This window comes from Thermodesulfobacterium commune DSM 2178, from assembly GCF_000734015.1.
In the GTDB taxonomy this organism is placed as follows: Bacteria; Desulfobacterota; Thermodesulfobacteria; order Thermodesulfobacteriales; family Thermodesulfobacteriaceae; genus Thermodesulfobacterium; species Thermodesulfobacterium commune.
In genome coordinates this window covers 979,367-993,859 of the sequence record NZ_CP008796.1, presented here as the reverse complement: position 1 = coordinate 993,859, position 14,493 = coordinate 979,367, and the positions used below count along the sequence as shown (strand labels likewise).

12 protein-coding genes and 1 tRNA gene are annotated in these 14,493 nt (G+C 38.1%); 3 read left to right on the top strand and 10 right to left on the bottom strand.

The features are described 5' to 3' along the window. Positions 1 to 35: 35 nt before the first annotated feature. From HL41_RS04960 to HL41_RS09055, 4 genes are all read right to left on the bottom strand, one after another. Positions 36 to 1,733 carry a nickel-dependent hydrogenase large subunit gene (locus tag HL41_RS04960; RefSeq protein WP_038060726.1) on the bottom strand — a complete coding sequence of 566 codons (1,698 nt, stop codon included), beginning with the start codon at positions 1,731 to 1,733 and terminating at the stop codon, positions 36 to 38. Positions 1,734 to 1,775: 42 nt separating this feature from the next. Further along, positions 1,776 to 2,696 carry a hydrogenase small subunit gene (locus tag HL41_RS04955; protein WP_038060723.1) on the bottom strand — a complete coding sequence of 307 codons (921 nt, stop codon included), beginning with the start codon at positions 2,694 to 2,696 and terminating at the stop codon, positions 1,776 to 1,778. A 166-nt stretch (positions 2,697 to 2,862) separates the two neighbouring features. Further along, entirely contained in the window at positions 2,863 to 4,812 is a 1,950-nt protein-coding gene (locus HL41_RS04950; protein WP_038060720.1) for an aldehyde ferredoxin oxidoreductase N-terminal domain-containing protein, read from the bottom strand. A 45-nt stretch (positions 4,813 to 4,857) separates the two neighbouring features. Next, a complete protein-coding gene (locus HL41_RS09055) occupies positions 4,858 to 6,009 on the bottom strand; it encodes a diguanylate cyclase (RefSeq protein ID WP_051754509.1) in 1,152 nt (383 codons plus the stop codon). 148 nt (positions 6,010 to 6,157) lie between these two features. On the opposite strand from HL41_RS09055, the gene HL41_RS04935 reads away from it, so the two are divergent. Both HL41_RS04935 and lolA read left to right on the top strand, forming a co-directional pair. Further along, positions 6,158 to 8,278, top strand: coding sequence for an FtsK/SpoIIIE family DNA translocase (locus HL41_RS04935; RefSeq protein ID WP_038060717.1), 2,121 nt, complete (start codon positions 6,158 to 6,160; stop codon positions 8,276 to 8,278). Beyond that, the gene (lolA, locus tag HL41_RS04930; protein ID WP_235181324.1) at positions 8,229 to 8,873 is read left to right on the top strand and encodes an outer membrane lipoprotein chaperone LolA; all 645 of its coding nucleotides are present in this window, start codon (positions 8,229 to 8,231) and stop codon (positions 8,871 to 8,873) included. Before HL41_RS04935 ends, lolA begins: the two co-directional genes overlap by 50 nt. A gap of 5 nt (positions 8,874 to 8,878) precedes the next feature. On the opposite strand, the gene HL41_RS04925 is transcribed toward lolA, so the two are convergent. Beyond that, on the bottom strand, positions 8,879 to 9,496 hold the full coding sequence (locus HL41_RS04925; protein WP_038060712.1) for a DedA family protein: 618 nt from the start codon (positions 9,494 to 9,496) through the stop codon (positions 8,879 to 8,881). A 141-nt stretch (positions 9,497 to 9,637) separates the two neighbouring features. On the opposite strand from HL41_RS04925, the gene HL41_RS04920 reads away from it, so the two are divergent. Further along, a tRNA-Leu gene (locus HL41_RS04920) sits at positions 9,638 to 9,724 on the top strand. Between the two features lie 17 nt (positions 9,725 to 9,741). Here HL41_RS04920 and HL41_RS04915 read toward each other — a convergent pair. The 5 genes from HL41_RS04915 to dxr are packed head-to-tail and all read right to left on the bottom strand — an operon-like array spanning position 9,742 to position 14,486. Beyond that, positions 9,742 to 10,572, bottom strand: a complete 831-nt coding sequence (locus HL41_RS04915; protein ID WP_038060709.1) for an ABC transporter permease — start codon at positions 10,570 to 10,572, stop codon at positions 9,742 to 9,744. A gap of 2 nt (positions 10,573 to 10,574) precedes the next feature. Next, a complete protein-coding gene (locus HL41_RS04910) occupies positions 10,575 to 11,561 on the bottom strand; it encodes an ABC transporter permease (RefSeq protein WP_038060708.1) in 987 nt (328 codons plus the stop codon). After that, on the bottom strand, positions 11,558 to 12,256 hold the full coding sequence (gene tsaB, locus HL41_RS04905; protein ID WP_038060705.1) for a tRNA (adenosine(37)-N6)-threonylcarbamoyltransferase complex dimerization subunit type 1 TsaB: 699 nt from the start codon (positions 12,254 to 12,256) through the stop codon (positions 11,558 to 11,560). The genes HL41_RS04910 and tsaB overlap by 4 nt, the downstream gene beginning before the upstream one ends. Then, positions 12,241 to 13,320, bottom strand: a complete 1,080-nt coding sequence (rseP, locus tag HL41_RS04900) for an RIP metalloprotease RseP (RefSeq protein WP_038060702.1) — start codon at positions 13,318 to 13,320, stop codon at positions 12,241 to 12,243. Before rseP ends, tsaB begins: the two co-directional genes overlap by 16 nt. After that, a complete protein-coding gene (dxr, locus tag HL41_RS04895; RefSeq protein ID WP_038060699.1) occupies positions 13,314 to 14,486 on the bottom strand; it encodes a 1-deoxy-D-xylulose-5-phosphate reductoisomerase in 1,173 nt (390 codons plus the stop codon). The genes rseP and dxr overlap by 7 nt, the downstream gene beginning before the upstream one ends. Positions 14,487 to 14,493: the final 7 nt, after the last annotated feature.

Below are 14,493 nucleotides of genomic sequence, written 5' to 3'. Positions count from 1 at the left end.
AAAGCTCCCTTTTTTTATGGGTAAAGTTTTAAACCTTAGAGTACTTTTACTCTTTTGATTTCATTACCTTTTGCATCTAATAGATGGACAGCACAGGCTATACATGGGTCAAAGGAGTGGATAGTCCTTAACACCTCAAGTGGTTTTTCAGGGTCAACCACAGGGTTGTTGATCAAGCTTTCTTCATAAGGACCACGTTTTCCTTTTTCACATCTTGGGCTCATGTTCCAGGTAGATGGCACAACTGCTTGATAGTTTTTGATTTTACCTTTTTCTATAACCACCCAGTGAGAAAGAGTTCCTCTTGGGGCTTCATGAAAACCAACACCCTTAATCTCTTTGGCAGGAAATTCAACTTTATTCCAGATAGCATAATCTCCTTTAGCGATGTTTTTCTCAAGAAGGTTTAAATGCTTGAGGGCAAGGTCAGCAAGCATGGCTGCTCTGATGGCTCTTGCCAAATGCCTTCCCATCGTGGAGTGAAGGTCATCCACCGTTAAGTTAACACCTAAAGCTTTAGCTTTTTCTAACGCATAGTTTACCCACTTCATCGTTAATTCATGTTTGGTAGCGATACCCATCAACACTTGAGCCAATGGGCCAACTTGCATAGGTTCACCTTTGAAACGAGGAGCCTTAGACCAGCTGTATTTTCCGTTAGGATTAAAGTCAGTATAATTAGGAACAGTTTCACCCTGCCAGGGATGTCTTGGTCCAGTATCTTTGTACCAGGAATGAGCCACACTTTCGGTAACGTTGTCTCTAAAATAAGGATCGTTAAAGCTTTTGATCGGGGTATAAGTAGACAAGTCTCCGTTAAAGATGGTTCCACCAGGAAGGTCAAATACCGTTCCTTTGGTGTCAAGAGGAAGGTCTGGTACCGCTAAGTAGTTATCTACTCCTCTTCCGATCTTAAACCAGTCTTTGTATAGACATCCTACAGCAATCACGTCGTTAAGATAAACCTCTTGGATAAAATGTTTTACTTTCATGAGTAATTCACGGGCGTAATCTAGCCTTTCAGCGTTAAGGGTAGCTAAGTTGTCAGGATTGATGGCTAAAGCTACTCCACCTACTACCAACGTTTGGATATGAGGGGTTTTACCTCCAAAGATAGCAACCACTTTGTTAGCGTCAAACTGATAGTCTAAGGCAGTTAAGTAATGAGCTACAGCAAGTAAGTTTACCTCAGGAGAAAGTTTCATCTGTGGATGTCCCCAGTATCCGTTGGTAAAAGGTCCAATTTGTCCCTTTTCTACAAATTTTTGAAGGGTCTCTTTTACCTTTTTAAAATAAGTAACAGAGTTTCCTTCCCAAGAAGAAATGCTCTGAGCAAGCTCAGCAGTTTTTTTGGGGTCTGCTTTTAAAGCAGATACTATATCTACCCAGTCAAGGGCTGATAGATGGTAAAAATGGACCATGTGGTCATGCAAAGCATGGGCACAAAGGATGATGTTTCTTACATACTGGGCATTTAAAGGAATTTCCATTCCTAAGGCATTTTCTACGGCTCTAACCGAAGCCATAGCATGAACAGTAGTACATACACCACAGAACCTCTGAGTAAAGGCCCAGGCGTCCCTTGGGTCTCTTCCTTTGAGGATGATCTCTATACCTCTCCACATCTGTCCAGAAGACCAAGCATTTACTACTTTGCCTCCATCTACCTCTACATCTATTCTTAAATGTCCCTCTATCCTGGTTATGGGGTCTATGGTAATCCTTTTAGCCATACGTTAACCTCCTTTGTAATCTTTTTTAGATTTTAAGTTTTATTATTCCATAATAGGTTTGTAGAATGGGGACATTTCATCCCAAAAGTCTGGTTCAACACATCCCATACATCCATGACCAGCACCGACTGGCCAGGCACCCACATCACAGAATTTGATCACACCACAGTTAGCATAGGTAACAGGCCCTCTGCATCCTACTTTGTATAGACAATAACCCTGTTTATGCCCTTCGTCACCAAAGGCTTCAGCAAAACGACCTTCATCAAAGTGAGGCCTTCTTTCACAGTGGTCATGGATAAGCCTACCATAAGCAAATTTTGGTCTTCTAAGTTTGTCTAATTCAGGAAGTTTACCAAAGGTAAGGATATAACTGATGGTAGCAAAAAAGTTGTATGGGTTAGGAGGACAACCAGGTATGTTGATTACCTTTTCATTTCCGATAACCTGAGGCACACCTACCGCACCTGTAGGATTGGGTTTAGCTGCTTGTACTCCTCCAAAGGCAGCACAGGTACCCATGTTGATAACCAGCTTAGCATCCTTTGCCACTTCTTTTAAAATTTCTATTGCAGGTCTTCCACCAACCTTACAGTAAATACCACCGTCTTTGGTTGAAACAGCTCCTTCTACCACACAGATGTATTCTCCTTTGTAGGTTTTGATGGTTTCATGAAGCACCTCTTCTGCCTGTTTACCAGCAGCTGGCATCAAGGTCTCATGATACTCAAGGTTAACCATTTCAAGCAAAAACCTTCCTAAAGGTGGATGTGAAGACCTGAGAAGCGATTCGGTACATCCGGTACACTCCATAAAGTGCAACCATACTACCGTAGGTTTAGGACCCTTTTTCAGGGCTGCTTCTACTTTTTCTACCATAGAAACAGGAAGCCCCATCGTAGCAGTAACTATGGTACATATCTTTAAAAAATCTCTTCTACTAAGGTCTTTGAGGTTAAACATACGCATACCTCCTCTTTGTATTATCTTTAATTAAAAAAGATTATAGTTTTTTGCGAAAAAAGTCAACTTTAGTTTTTCAGATTTTTTTTTATAATAGATTAAATAATTTAAATTTGACAAAAATTTTTTGATAAAATTCTTTTGATTTCTTGCTTTTTTGACGTTTTTATGAAATGCCTACTAAAGAAAGATAGGTAAGATAAAACCTTTCAAACCATTCTAAGTACGCTCTTTTTTTATTTTTAGTAAACTTAGTGTACCATTTAGAAAGGCTTAACTCTTCTGCTAAGGTACAGAAGATGTCTATGGCTTTTTCACTTTCTAATGGTTGTGGTAAGGCTTTAGCCTTAAGGTTATAAATTCCTATGTTCCGGTAAACCTCTTTTATTTTTTCTTCATATTCAGATATTCCTAATTGTTGGTAAAGAGATGGAATGAGGTTTTCGGCCCAACCTCTGTGGAAACGGCAAAAAGCTGCGTTGGAAAGACTAAGTTCTTTGATAGCTCTTTGATAGACCTGTTTAGCAAACTCTTCTGGAGAAGTGAAGGCTAAACAGTAATCTGTCCAGTACTTCCCTGTTACAAAAATAGGAATAAGAAATCCTTTGGTCCAATAAAAATTAGGGGTCATATAACCACCTTCTCCGTAAGGTTGATAAAGAGCTAAATCCCTAAAAGAAAGACCTACAGAGGTAATTCTGTCTTCATAGAGATTTTCTAAGTAGTTAATCGCCTGTCTTAGACCTTTTTCTGCGATAAGCGATAAGATTTTGTTTTTCTTACTAACTAATCCTTCTATAATCTCGATAGCTAATTTCCCATTAACTTCCCAGGCCTTAGGATTTAGTTTAAAGGGATCCAAACAGGGAGGCTCTGAAATTCCTAACTCTTCGCAGGTTAAAAGTTCTTTTTGTACAGCTTCAAGTAAAAACATTACCACATGGCCTGTTCCTATAGCATCAAGCCCTTTCTGGTCTATCAGGTCTACGATCTTTGAGGCTAAGTCTAAGTTAAAAACCCCTATTAAAGGCCCAATCCCTTGAAAAGGTTCGTAGTCTACCTTTTTACCCTTCCAAACTTTTTTACACGCCACCGGACAGGGCTCTCCACAGGTTTTCCAGGTTTTCGCTTGTTCAAAGGTAAGCTCTTTAAAGGGTTTCCAATAATAAGAAAGGATAAGGTCAGCTAATTTTTTTCGAAACTCCCTTTTAAGATAGATGCTGTTAAAGCAGAAAGTAGGCAACCATTCTTTGTAATAAGGATAGTTAGACCCAAAGGTGCCTCCTGCTCCTATTTTAGGGTCAAATCTATATTTTAAGGTAGCTGAATTTACTGCTGAAGTATAATCTCTGGAAGTAACTTCTTGGAAAAACTTGGCAAATCTTTTAACATCTGAGAAAACCTCAGGAACCTGGGGACTGGCCTCTCCACCTACCACCAGCCCAAACACCCCATGGGCTTGAGCTAAAACTGACCCTGGGCCTGCCCTTCCTGCAAAATCTTCACTCCCTTGGATAAGCTCTTTTTTTTCAGGGTTTATGTCTATCGATACCAAAGACCCAAACTTAGTAGAAAAAGCTCCTTCCCCTACCACTACAGCCCTTGCTCTATTTTTAATAAAAAATTCTGAGTAATTGTCTAAAAGATATTTGGTGAGGGCATAAGTTCCTTTATATCCATGATAGTTGTCATAAATTTCTTCAAGTTTTTCTTTTTCTATTGTTTCAAACCTTAGGTTTATCCCTTCAGAGCTTCCTTCTACAAAAATAACGACTGGTTCAGGACTTTTACCAAAAATGGCAAATCCATTAACCCCAGACCTTACAAACTTATAGCCTACCCCACCCATTTCTGATACATGTAAGCCAAGACTTTCTGGACTTCTAAATACCGCTACCAACCTGTGTGTACCAAAAATTTTCCCTCCAGCAAAAGGTCCGGTTCCTAAAAAGAGTACGTTAGTTCCTGAAAAAACCTCTTCCTTAAAGCTTTCTACTTCTTCTAAGTGTATTCGTATTCCTATATCTACAGGACCTAAGTAAGGTGGGATCGGATAATTTTTGACTTTCCAAGTTTTTTGAGTTACATCTATCCACAAGACTTTGTATGCATGCATTTTAAAACCCTCTAATCAGGTGCTGTAAAAGGAACTTTTATAGAACTAAAAGATCACCACACAGTTTTTACCTTTGATTTTACCCTGATATAAGGCTTTATCAAGTCTGTTTAAAAAGCTATCTAAGGTGTCTTCGTCTTTCCAAGAAGTAACCCCAAAGGAAGCGGTAATCTTAAGTTTTTTTTCACCAAAGTTATGTTTTTCGATTAACTTTCTTAGATGATCAGCTAATATTTGTGCTTTTTCTAAAGGCGTCTCTGGACAAACAAGGATAAATTCTTCTCCTCCCCATCTCCCAAGGATATCCTGATTTCTTATTCTTTGCTTTATTATTTCAGTTATTTCTTTTAAAACCCTATCTCCTTCAGCGTGTCCGTAGGTGTCATTTACCTTTTTGAAATCATCAACATCTATCAAGAGTGCAGAAAATTCATAATCCTTTTGAGTTTGTTTTTTCAAAGCTTCTTGTTTAATCTTGTGAATTATATATCTTCTGTTGTAAACTTTAGTAAGAGGGTCTATGATAGAAAGATTAACAGCCCGAGCCCAGAAAAAGATTAAAAATCCATTCAAGATAAACAGAAGTACCAAGCCTATATAAGGAATAATTATATTTTGATAGAATTTTTGTTGAATAGGGGTAAACTTTTTAAGTGAGATACCGGTATAGAGAATCCCGATAATTTTACCAGAGGGATCTTTTATAGGTTTGTAGGCAGTGATGTATTTTTCTCCTAATATGTCTGCGATACCATAATACTCTTTTCCCTGTTGTAAAACCCTTTGTGCAACAGGAGGGCTTACCTTAGTTCCTATGATACGGGTGCCTAATTCATTTCTTATGGTAGTAGTAACCCTTGTATCGCCTAAAAACACAGTAGCGGTGTTTCCTGTTGCTTTTTCAAAAAAGTCTACTATCTCAAAGTTGTCGTTGATCAAAACCTTCCCTTTATACAACCTACCGTTTAATATCTGCCATTCTCCAGGATATTTTAGGTTTAATAAAACTTCAAACATATTTAGGTCTTTCTTTACATGCAAGGTAGCTACTTCTAAAACCTGATGGTAGGTGCAACGGGCTGAAATCCAACCTACTAAAAGGGCTAAAAATATAGATAATCCTATAAAAAATAATATGAACTTGGATTTGGAAGATAAAAAATTGTGAACGATATATCCAGCAAGGCGATATTTCATAACATTCTAAAACTTAACGTTCTAAAACTAAATGTGATAGTGTTTTTATCAGAAGTTATGTTATAATTTTTAATAAAAATTTGTCAAGTTTCACTTTAATAAAAACGGGTTTAAATTTTTAATTAAAAATTACCCAAATTGTAGAAAGTTGGCCTATAAACGAGTCTTTTTCAGTTATTTTTTATTTTTTATTTTTTCTATTTTTCTGTTAGTTTCCATCTATTCTTATAATCCTTATGACCCAGGAATAGGTGTTTCTGGAGCAACTGAAATTAACAATTTGGGTGGACTTTTAGGGGCTTATACGGCTTCTTTCTTTTATTTTGTTTTTGGTATAGTAAGTCTTTTAATTCCTGTCTTTTTTATTTTAGGCTTTTTCTTAAAACTAATGGGAGGGTCTATCAAAAGGTTAGGTTTTAGTTTTTCTTTTCTGATTTTATCTCTTTGCATGTTAGTAGGCTATACTTTTAATCTTTTAGAAACTAAAAATCTTTTACTTTTTGGACGTTTTCCTTTAAACGGAGGTTTTATAGGGGAATTAAATGGTTATTTTAGACTTTTGGTAGGAGATTTTGTTTTTTTGATGATAATGTTTGTCTTTCTTTTTGTTTCTTTTTTGGTAGGATTAGGCTTTAATCCAAAAACTTTCAAATCTATCTTAACCAAATTTAGCTATAAAAAAGACATAAAAAAAACAGAAGAAAAACTTGAAGGAAAATTTGAAAAGATTTCCTCAACCAAGATATCTTCTCAACCGGTTGAGGAACCTCTGTCTTTTGAAATTAAACCTTTAAACTCAAAAAATAATACTAAAGAGAAGATTTCTAAAAAGGGGGCTCAGGAAGAACCACAGATAAAGGAATTTGAAAAAACATTACCTCCTCCGGTAGATTTACTTAAAGATCCTCCCCTTTCTTCTTACCGGATAAGGCCTGAGGAGTTAAAAGAACGTGCTTTGGTTTTGATCTCAAAACTTAAAGAGTTTGGTATAGAAGGTGAGGTAGTAGGTATTTCTCCAGGCCCTGTGATTACTGTATTTGAGTTTAGACCAGCTCCAGGTATTAAAATCAGTAAAATCCAGAGCTTGGTAGATGACTTAGCGTTGGGGCTTTCTGCTAAAAGTGTAAGGATCGTTGCCCCTATCCCAGGTAAAAGTGTGATAGGTATCGAAATTTCAAACCCTAAAAGAGAGTGGGTATATCTTAAGGATATTTTACAGAGCGAAGCTTTTATCCGTTCTAAGTCTCCTCTTACCATCGCCTTAGGTAAGGACATTTCAGGAGCTCCTGTGGTAGCTGACCTTAAAAAGATGCCTCATCTTTTGATAGCCGGAAGCACCGGTTCTGGAAAAAGCATCTTTTTACACAGCGTAATTTTAAGCCTTATCTATAAAGCCACCCCGGAAGAGGTAAGATTTTTGATGATTGATCCTAAAAGGATCGAACTTTCCGTTTACGATGGAATTCCCTATTTATTACATCCTGTGGTATTAGAACCTAAGATGGCTACTAAGGCTTTAAGATGGTTGGTAGGAGAGATGGAAAGACGGTATAGCCTTTTTGAGGAGGTAGGGGCAAGAAACCTTGAGTCTTATAACGAACAGTTTGACGAAAAACTGCCTTATTTAGTGATGATTATCGATGAGTTGGCAGACCTTATGGTGGTATCTTCTAAAGAGGTAGAAACCTTACTTACTAGACTGGCTCAGATGGCAAGGGCAGCAGGGATACATCTCTTGGTAGCTACCCAAAGACCCTCGGTTGATGTGATTACTGGGTTAATCAAGGTTAACTTCCCTGCCAGGATCTCCTTTCAAGTTACCTCTAAAGTAGACTCAAGAACTATACTTGATACCCAGGGAGCGGAAAGGCTTTTAGGGGCAGGAGATATGCTTTTTATGCCTCCTGGATCATCTTATCTACAAAGGATCCATGGCCCTTATGTTTCAGAAGAAGAGGTGAAACTTTTGGTAGATTACCTTAAATCTATCGGAGAACCTGAGTATTTAGCCAACTTAGAGGAGATAGAAGACGAAGAACCTATTTCTCTTGAAGAGGAAAGCGATTACGAAGATGACAAACTATATGAAGCTGCCTTGAAAATTGCCTATCAGTATGGTAAAATTTCTGTATCGATGCTTCAAAGGAAGCTTAGGATAGGTTACAACCGAGCTGCAAGGTTGGTAGAACGTATGGAGGAGGAAGGTATTGTTGGCCCAAGTGATGGTGTTCGTCCTCGCCCTGTTATTGGCCCTCGCAAATCCCTTTAGTCTTAAGGCCCAAACTGTAGACGAGGTCATAGACCATATCCAAGATTTTTATCAAACAATACAGACGCTTGAAGCAGAATTTATCCAGGAAGCCTATATTTCTCAAGGCCATAAAGAGGTGTCTTCAGGTAGACTCTGGATTAAAAAACCTGGCAAATTTCGTTGGGAATACTACAGGCCCCAAAAACTTTTTATCATATCTTCTGGAAAAAGTATATACTTTTACTATCCAGAAGAAAAACAAGCCTTGGTTTATCCTTCAGGCACAACCTTTGGTTCTAAATTAGCCCTGGGATTTATGACCGGAAGGGGAAATATTAAAACAGACCTAAAAGTTGAAAGTTTTCAAACCTTGGATAACGATTTTTGGAAACTAAACTTTTTAACTGCTAACAACGACCAGAAGGTAAGAAGGATTTCTTTAGTGGTAAATCCTAAGTCTGGAGAGGTTAAAGAGGTTATCTTGAACATGGCTTCAGGAGAAACCTTAAGGATAATTTTTAACAACTTGCAATACAATAAATCCCTTAAAGACAGCCTTTTTCAGTTTTCACCTCCTAAAGACGTAAGAGTTATTCAAGCTCAAAGTAATTAAACAGTCTATTTTCTTTTTAGTTTGAACCAGATATAAAGTCCCAAAATCACCCCACAAAAGATTACTATTCCTATAGAGCCACGTTCTAAGTAAGTTTTAAGAAGTTCTTCGTTTTTTCCAAAAAAATATCCACAAAAACCAAGGAAGCTACACCAAAGTAGCGCACCCAATAGGGTATAAAAAGAAAACAGAAAAAGTCCCATCCTGGCAAAACCCGCTGGGATAGAGATGACATGTCTAAGTCCTGGAAGGAGCCTTCCTATGAAGGTACTGATATGCCCATGTTGATCCCAAAATTTTTCCATTTTTTGAAAGGAGTATTCGGTTAGGAGTATATACTTACCATATCGTTTGACAAACCTTAAAAACATCGGACGACCAAACTTAAGGGCTAAAAAATAATTGATAAGAGCTCCAGCCCAACTACCTAACGTACCTGCCAGGATAACACCCCAAAGGGAAAGTTTACCCTGATAGGCAAGGTAAGCAGCAGGAGGGATGATTATTTCACTTGGGATAGGAATTAAAGTAGACTCAAGGGTCATCAAAAAAAATACACCTAAATAACTACTTTTTTCAAAAAAAAGTAAAAAATATTGCACAAAATCTTTTAAAAATTCCATAAAAGGTCCTCCTAAACTTTTTCGAAAGTGTAAGTCTCAAAAAGTTAAAGGGTTAACTTAAATCATATAAAAAATTACTTAAACAAAGGGTTTAATCCGTCTTGACAAACCAAAAAAGGATAATATATTATTACTCAATACGCCGAGGTGGCGGAATTGGTAGACGCGCTGGCTTGAGGGGCTAGTGGACGTCGGTCCGTGCGGGTTCGAGTCCCGCCCTCGGCACCATCTATGTTCTTTTCTTTTCATCTTTCTTTCCTTTTAGGATTTAAAATTTCCTGTAGAGTTTCTCCAAGTATGGTAAACGCAAGAACTGTTATCAAAATAGCCATCCCTGGGTAAAAGGAAAGCCACCAGGCTACTTCTAAGGTCTCTTTACCGTCTATCAACATATTCCCCCAGGAAGGGATGGGAGGCTGTACCCCTATTCCAAGAAAGGAAAGGGCAGATTCTATCAAAATGGCTTGTCCAAGTCCTAAGGAAGCAGAGACCAAAATAGGTGGTAGGGCATTAGGTATGAGATGTTTAAATAAAATCCTTAAGGATGATGCCCCATAGGTTTTAGCTATCAACACAAAGTCTCTTTCTTTTAAGGATAAAATTTCAGCTCTTACTAAACGAGCTAATCCCATCCAGCTGGTAGCACCTATTACCACCATGATGGTAACGATAGATGGTTCTAAATAAGCTACCATAGCTAAAACCAAAAATATGGTGGGGAAACAAAGCATGATGTCAATAAACCTGCAAATAATCAGGTCAACCCACCCTCCAAAGTAGCCGGCTATCGCTCCTAAGACTACCCCTATCATCAGAGATAATCCTACTGCCACCAAACTTACCTCAAGTGAGATCCGAGAGGCATAGATCATACGGCTTAACACGTCTCTTCCTAAAAGGTCAGTTCCTAAGGGATGGTCTAAGGAAGGTGGTTGAAGTATGTTGTCTACGTTTATTTCCAAAGGGTCATAAGGGGCTATATAAGGAGCAAAAACAGCCAAAACAGCTAAAAATAAAATGATTATTAAAGAAGCCGTTCCTAAACGATGTTTTAACAACTCTTTTATTAAAGACATTATTAATGTTTATCTCCAAGCCTTATTCTTGGGTCTGCCAGAGCATATCCTATGTCTGCTAAAAAGTTCCCTATCAAAGTAAGCACAGCTACCAGGAAAAGGTTGGCCATGATAACAGGGTAATCCCTTGCCATCACCGCTTGCCACATTAGCTGCCCTACTCCAGGTATACCAAAAATGGTTTCAAAGATAACACTCCCTCCTACCAGCCCAGGTAAAGAAAGACCTAAGATGGTAATAAGGGGTAAAAGGGCGTTTCTTAGGGCATGTTTATAGATTACTTCTTTTTCTGAAATTCCTTTAGCCCTGGCAAAAAGAATATAGTCAGCCTTTAGTACTTCTACCATAGAATTTCTCACATATCTTGAGATACCTGCAATCCCTCCGAAGGTAGCCACAAAAAGGGGACAAATCAGGTGTTTGGTCCAGTCCCATAATTTTTCAAAGAAGTTCATCTCTTCATAACCTAAGGTGGAATGTAGCCCAGAAATAGGAAGCCATTGAAGTTTTACCCCGAAAATCATCATAAGAATGATAGCCAGCCAAAAACTGGGCATAGCATAACCCAAAAATACCACTATGGTTAATATTCGATCAACCCAACTTCCAGCTTTTACAGCCCCCAAAACCCCTAACGGTACAGAAATCATAAAGATTAAAATTAAAGAAAGGAGATTTAAAAGTAAAGTAACCGGAAGTCTTTCTTTGATTTTATCCCATACTGGTCTTTGGTCTGGGGAAAAAGAACGCCCAAAATCAAACTTGGCGGCTTTTTTTAGCCATTCCCAATATTGAACATAAAGTGGTTTGTCAAGACCATACATTTTGACCAATCTTTCTCGATATTCTGGGGTAATCTTAGGATTGAAATCAGTGATAGGACTTAAAGGGCCTCCTGGGGCTAAATGAATGACTGAAAAACTAATGACAGTAATCCCAAAAAGGGTTATCAAGAACACCAGAAATCTTTTTAACAAGAAAAGGATCATTTTTTATCGCCTCGTTTTCTTTCTGCTTCAGATGCCTTTAAATACAAAGGAAGTAAATCTTCTGCAGATTTTAGTTCAAATTCGTTATTTTTTAGCTTTAAATAAACCAGTTTGGCCACATTTTCCAAGGTAAGACCTATCGTAAAAGGCCATTTTAAAAAATTAGGACCTAACCTCTCTTTCAGATAGGTTTCCCATTTTTCTAAGGTTTCACCAACAAACCAGGTAGGTTCTTTTATCAAATCAGGTATATTTCTGACTGAGACGCAAACAGGAGAAATCTTTGTTTTTAGGTTATTTTCCTCCCATCTATAGACACCTAAAAAAACTTCTTGGCTATAGGCATCTATCAGAGATACCACAGGTAAGTTTGTTGGAAAGGTTTCTACCGCAAGCACTTCAAGGCTAACAAAAGGTATCACAGGTTTAGGGAAGGCTAAACTTAATCCCTTTAGCACCGAAAGCCCAACTCTTAGTCCAGTAAAACTGCCTGGACCAAGGTCTATGGCATAGTAGTCTATGGACTTTAGGTCTAATCCTAAGTTTTTTTCAAAAAAAGTTAAACACTGAAAGATTATCTGAGAATAAGACTGAGAGGATCTTAAGGTAACAGCCCCTAACAACTTATCTTTTATAAGGGCTATACCTCCAGACTTCCCTGCTGTTTCTATAGCTAAAACTAAGGGAGTTTCCATCCGCTAAGAAGTTTAAGGATGTCGTTGTAAAACACAGCTATACTTAGAGCAATGATGATAAAAAGTCCTATTTTAAGGATAAGCTCTTGGGTTTTTAGGGATAAAGGTTTTCCTCTGATGGCCTCTATACCAAAAATGACTAAATGGCCTCCGTCAAGCATAGGTAAAGGGAGAAGGTTTATAATCCCTAAGTTGATCGAAAGAAGCCCAGTAAAAGAAATAAGAGGATAAATCCCTAGTTTAGCTGTATCTCCTGCCATTTTCCCGATGGTAATAGGACCTCCTAACGTAGAAAAAGGCAATTCTCCTGTAAAGAGCTTAAAGATAGCTACGAAGGTAAGGGTAGTGATGTCTACTACCTTTTCTACAGCAAGGACAAAGGATTCAATAAAACCGTGCCTTTGATGAACTACCTCTTGGGTTGACTTGACACCGATAAAAGGCACCTGAGTTTTTTTCCCAAAGAGGTTGTATCCTTCTTTCATCTCAGGAATGATTTTTACCTCTAACTCTTGAGAGTTTCTCTTTATTTTAAGGGAAACTTCTTTTACCATCTCCTGGCTTTTTAGATATAGGATAAGCTGGTCAAAAGACTTGACCTTTTTGCCGTTTACTTCTATGATTTCATCTCCAGGAGCAAGACCCGCTTTTTCAGCTGGAGAACCAGGTAAAACCTCTCCTATTTTGGTAGAAAGAAGATAAGAACCAGAGGCCCAAAAAAGAAACCAAAATAGAAGGACAGGGAGGATAAAATTAGCCAAAGGGCCTGCAACCACGATAAACGCTTTTTGCCAAGGCTTTTTAAAGGCAAAAGCTTTGTCTTTTTCGACTACCGAAGGCAACGTTTCAGGATGTTCCCCATAAAGTTTAACGTATCCACCTAAAGGAAAGGCAGACACCCTGTATTCAGTCTCTCCTGCTTTAAAACCGATAATTTTGGGCCCAAAGCCTAATGAAAAAATCTCTACTTTGACCCCCATAAGCTTAGCTGCTATAAAATGACCTAACTCATGAACAAAAATAAGTACACCGATTACTAATAAAGCTATAATTACTGTTAGCATGTTTTATTCCCTTTTATCAGCTTTTCTGTATAAAGACAAACTTCTTTATGTAAGGTTAAAAGAAAAGATAAATCTTCCCCCCCTGAAGGCCTTTCTGGTATTTTAAACCCATCTAGGGTTTTTGCAAGAAAATAAGGAATTTTATCAAAGGTAATTCTTTTTTGCAAGAAAGCCTCTACCACCACCTCATCAGCTGCCTCAAGGATAAGAGGATAAACCCCTCCTTTTTGTCCTGCTTCATAAGCAAGCTTAAGGCAGGGGAATTTCTCAAGGTCAGGAGCCTCAAAAACTAAACTGCCAATTTTCTCCAGTTGAACCTTAGGTACCTGAAGTTCAATCCTTTCAGGATAGTTTAAGGCATAAGAAATAGGCAGTTGCATGTCAGGAAAGCTAAGGTGCATTAAAATACTTCCGTCTATCAACTCAACCAAACCATGAACTAAACTTTGAGGATGGATAAGTACCTCTATCTTTTCCAAGGGAAAGTCAAAAAGGACCTTAGCTTCAAGAACTTCAAAACCCTTATTCATAAGGGTAGCAGAATCTACCGATATTTTGGCTCCCATCTTCCAGTTCGGGTGTTTCACCGCCATCTCTGGGGTAATTTTAACAAACTCCTCTAAAGGTAGACGATAAAAAGGCCCACCTGAGGCTGTAAGGATAATTCTCTTAACCTGTTCTTTTTTTTCTTTCTGTAAAAGCTGAAAAATCGAAGAATGTTCGCTGTCAACCGGCAAAAGCTCGGCTTTAGCTTCTTTAGCCACTTCCTTTAAAATCTCCCCAGCTACGATCAAACTTTCTTTGTTAGCTATGGCTACTCGTTTGCCTGCCTTTAAAGCATAATAGGTGGGTAAAAGGGCTTTTATCCCAGAAATTCCTATGACTATTATGTGAGCCTCATCTAATTGGACTAAGGTTTTAAGCCCTTCTTCTCCGACCAAGACCTCAGCTTTATAATCAAGAGACTTTTTTAACTTTTCAGCTGAAGAAAAATCTTCTACCACCAAATAAGGAATTTTAAAGGAGCTGGCAATTTTCGTTAAGGCCTCAATTTTGCTACGACAAGAGGCTCCTAAAATTCTAAACCTTTCAGGATAGGCTTGAACCACCTTAAGCGTAGAATTTCCTATAGAACCTGTAACACCAAGTATTACTAAATTTTTCATTTTTAAA

Bases quoted from the DNA above. Each gene is read 5' to 3' on its own strand.
- HL41_RS04925 (WP_038060712.1), bottom strand. From the start codon at position 9,496: ATGGAATTTTTAAAAGATTTTGTGCAATATTTTTTACTTTTTTTTGAA.
- rseP (WP_038060702.1), bottom strand. From the start codon at position 13,320: ATGCTAACAGTAATTATAGCTTTATTAGTAATCGGTGTACTTATTTTT.
- dxr (WP_038060699.1), bottom strand. From the start codon at position 14,486: ATGAAAAATTTAGTAATACTTGGTGTTACAGGTTCTATAGGAAATTCT.
- HL41_RS04910 (WP_038060708.1), bottom strand. From the start codon at position 11,561: ATGATCCTTTTCTTGTTAAAAAGATTTCTGGTGTTCTTGATAACCCTT.
- HL41_RS09055 (WP_051754509.1), bottom strand. From the start codon at position 6,009: ATGAAATATCGCCTTGCTGGATATATCGTTCACAATTTTTTATCTTCC.
- HL41_RS04960 (WP_038060726.1), bottom strand. From the start codon at position 1,733: ATGGCTAAAAGGATTACCATAGACCCCATAACCAGGATAGAGGGACAT.
- HL41_RS04950 (WP_038060720.1), bottom strand. From the start codon at position 4,812: ATGCATGCATACAAAGTCTTGTGGATAGATGTAACTCAAAAAACTTGG.
- HL41_RS04955 (WP_038060723.1), bottom strand. From the start codon at position 2,696: ATGTTTAACCTCAAAGACCTTAGTAGAAGAGATTTTTTAAAGATATGT.
- HL41_RS04915 (WP_038060709.1), bottom strand. From the start codon at position 10,572: ATGTCTTTAATAAAAGAGTTGTTAAAACATCGTTTAGGAACGGCTTCT.
- tsaB (WP_038060705.1), bottom strand. From the start codon at position 12,256: ATGGAAACTCCCTTAGTTTTAGCTATAGAAACAGCAGGGAAGTCTGGA.